Below are 3,813 nucleotides of genomic sequence, written 5' to 3' on the forward strand. Positions count from 1 at the left end.
CAAGGCAAACTGGAGGCTTCCAAAAGCATTTTTACGCTTTTCTTCGGCACCAAGAATACTTACTTTTGAAGTTGAAGGTATTTCAAGCTCCTGAATTGATGCTTCAAGGTCAGCGATAAAATGATCAAAGGGTTGATCATCTGTTACCATTGCGCTCAGACGGATGATTCTTTTCTGGTTGTTTCTTAATACTTCGCGGGGAGCCTTTCCAATATTAATAGATGCCACTTCAGATAGCAGTACTTGCTTATCACCTTGTGAGATTTTTAAATCAGCTAATTCTTCAAGCCTGACATCCGGTGACTCAAGGGTGATGTCCGTTAAATCACCACGCAACTCCATTCGCCCACCATCTTTTTTCGATAAATAGTCCGAAAGTCCTGACATAATACTTGACACATCCAAATCAAAAATCCCGGCCCGAACACGATCAATAATGACATTCACTTCCGGAGCACCATCTTCTAAAGAGCTTTTTGTGTTATAAATACCAGAATACTGACGAATGAAATCGGCCACCATAATTGCTGACTCTTCCAGGTTATCTCTATAATTATCCTCAATCTCAATAATAAGAGGCGCTTCATCCGTTCCTAATAATGTTTGTAAGGCTGATTGGTCCTGAATAAATCGCATCTCTAAATCCTTTACTCCTCCATAAAGGTCGTTTAGTACCGTAACAATATCATCAAATGATGTATGAATATCGTCCTTAAGAATCAATTTCAGGTAACCAGTATTTTCACCCTGTTCCGATGTTGAAGATGTTTCGGTAGCCGTTTCAGGGCCAGCATGTGAATAAATCCATACCAATTGCTCACCGAAGGCATCCATGGCCATCTGTTCCATCTGATTAAGTGTGGCATCGGTACGTTCCAATGAAGTTCCGGCCGGAAATACTGTTTCAATGGTTACTTCGTTTGATTGTGTCTCAGGCATAAATTCACTGCCAACTAACGGTAGTATTATAACAGTTAATGCTATTAACACTGTTGCTGATATGAGAATGATAGCTCTTCGTTCCAAGACCTTTTCTAAAAACGAATGATATGCTTTAAATCCTGTTTCTTTATTGGCAACAGGTGTCATTGTTTTGGGAGTATTCCTAAAGACATACTTACTCAGTACAGGTATAACCAGTAATGCAACTACCAACGAAGACAACAAGGAAAAAGCAACTGTCCAAGCCTGATCTTTAAACAGTTCTCCTGACGCACCATGTAAGTATACAATTGGTAAAAAAACGACAATTGTGGTCAATGTAGATGCAGTCAATGCACCCCCAACTTCAGATGTTCCTTCAATGGCCGCCTGTTTTACTGAAAAACCTTCTTCTATTTTCCGAACGATGTTTTCGACCACAACAATGGCATTGTCAACCAACATACCTGCTCCAAGTGCTAAACCACCCAGTGTCATAATATTCAGGGTTAAGCCATTAAAATACATTAAATTAAAGGTGGCTATTATTGAAACCGGAATAGCCAGACTGACAATTAATGTAACGCCAAAGCGTCTCAAAAAGATAAACAAAACAAATACAGCCAAAACAATACCGATAAGTGCACTCTCTTGCACCTCACCAATAGCACTTTGAATAAATGTTCCCTGATTATTAATTACCTGCAACTGATATCCTGGCAAACGTTGTTGGATTCCTGTAAATGCTTCCTCAAGCTTTTCAACCGCTTCAACTGTATTAAAACGGGTTTCTTTGTATATTGATATCCCAAGACAACGTTCTCCGTTTAAGCGTACAATACTTTCAGGCTCTCGGTTTTGTAACTTTACTTTAGCTACATCCTTTAAAAGAACAGGTGAGGATTCTGTCGCAGTTGTGGTTGCATTTGCTTCGGCATTTGCTGAGCTGGAATTTTGATTCAACTTAACCACCAGATTTTCAACATCATCAATTGCAGTTAATGCACTCAAACCTTTAATGATGTATCGTTGCCCCATTTCTTCGATGGACCCTCCCGAAACATTCTGATTAAAGCTATTAATAGTATTAAGAATGGAAGAGTTGGTTAAGCCATTTGCATCCAATAAATTAGGATCAACCACCACAGATACTTCAGCCACTTCTTCACCGGAAATCCGAACATCAGCAATACCTTCAACTCGTATCAACTCATTACGGATGTAATTTTCTGCCACTTTTCTGAGGCTATTCATGTCCGTAATGGTCTCATTACTAAACGCAGCTTTGATAACCGGTGAAGCATTAGGGTCAAAACGAGTAATATTCAGTTCTTCAACATCTTCATCCTGACTGACTGGAGTTAATGCTTTCTGAAGATCTAAAAATGCCTCATCAATATCCTTACCCCAATCATATTCAACCGTTACAATAGCCGAACCTACACGACTGACTGACGAAACATTTAAAACACCACTTTGCCGCACGGCCAAAGCCTCAACTTGTTCGACAAACCGCTTCTCAATCTCTTCAGGCGATCGCTCACCGGAAACGACTTCTGCATATATTCTGGGATTTTGTAAATCGGGAAATAAATCAGTTCCTAACCGCGTGAGTGAAATACCTCCCAGCAAGATGATGCCTAAAACGATCATCAATACTGTTACAGGGTAGTTAACTGAAAAACGAGAAATTGCTCTCATAAATTCTTAGATTTTAGATTAAAGTCATTGTAAGAGAGGCTAAGTATTAACCTTCAAACCGTACATGCTTAAATCCAATTAGATTATTATTTAACTACTTTCACTTTGGAACGATGCTTTAGCGTTTCAAATCCTTTAATGATCAATCGCTCATTTTCTTTTAGTCCATCGGTCACCTCTACTTCAGTAAGTGTTTCTATTCCGGTTCTGATGTCCCTTTTCTCTGCAACTGAATTCATTGCGATGAATACAAATTTCCGGTTACCCTCAATCAGTACAACATCTTTTGGGATAACTAAAGCACTGTCACGTTGATCCACAACAATTTCAGCCTTAACAAACATACCCGGTTTAAGTAAATTATCAGAATTATCAACGCGGATACGCCCTTTGAAAGTTCGCGCCTCCATATCAATAGCCGGAGATAATTCCGTTATCCTACCTTTTAAGGTATCGTCAGGAATGGCATAATTCATAATATTTGCCGCTTGATTTATCTGCACCTGACCCATGAGATTTTCGGGCATGCTTAAATCCATTAGCATTGTTGAGAAGTTCATCATACTTAATACATCATTTCCATTTTCTACCCTGATGCCTGGCGAGAAATAAGGCAAATCCGTGATAGTGCCTGAAAATGGTGCACGAACACTCAATTTTTCAATGCTGATTTCGGCATTTTCGTATGTTTGCTTTGATGTAAGCAAGGTTTTCTCAGAGTTGACCAACTCACGTTTGGTAACGCCTCCCATTTCGTACAGAGCCTGTTGTTTTTCATATTCCATCTCTGATATTTCCATATCTAGTTCTGCACCTTCAATATTTGCATTGTTGGAATATTCTTTATCCTTTAGAAGTACAATCAACTGTCCTTCATTTACTTTATCTCCCATTTTAAATGGTTTTCCTGTAAGCGGATTGGTTTGGAGGTGATAATAGGCTGCTAACTCAGTTTTAAGATTTGCTTCCAATTCTGGTTTGATCGAACCTGTAGTAATCAGAGTTTGTTCTATCGGCTTCTTTTTCACCTCCATTACCGATACATTCATTGCTACATCGGTCGTAAAATTAGTTGATTCATTCTTACATCCTGAATTAATTAGTGTAACTGCTGCAGCAACAATTAGAGTTGTACGCCTGATATTCACTGTGATATATTTAGACTTTATCATGATTGTATTCTTATTTCAA

The 3,813-nt window shown here is 38.8% G+C and carries 2 protein-coding genes; both read right to left on the reverse strand.

Going from position 1 to position 3,813, the window contains the following annotated elements:
- Positions 1 to 2,622: efflux RND transporter permease subunit (locus tag AC4MRQ_RS25265; protein ID WP_491200511.1), on the reverse strand; the 2,622-nt coding region annotated here is incomplete at its 3' end.
- Positions 2,623 to 2,708: 86 nt separating this feature from the next.
- Positions 2,709 to 3,794, reverse strand: a complete 1,086-nt coding sequence (locus AC4MRQ_RS25270) for an efflux RND transporter periplasmic adaptor subunit (RefSeq protein WP_491200512.1) — start codon at positions 3,792 to 3,794, stop codon at positions 2,709 to 2,711.
- Positions 3,795 to 3,813: the final 19 nt, after the last annotated feature.

Source organism: Carboxylicivirga sp. (genome assembly GCF_982718395.1).

Bases quoted from the DNA above. Each gene is read 5' to 3' on its own strand.
- AC4MRQ_RS25270 (WP_491200512.1), bottom strand. From the start codon at position 3,794: ATGATAAAGTCTAAATATATCACAGTGAATATCAGGCGTACAACTCTA.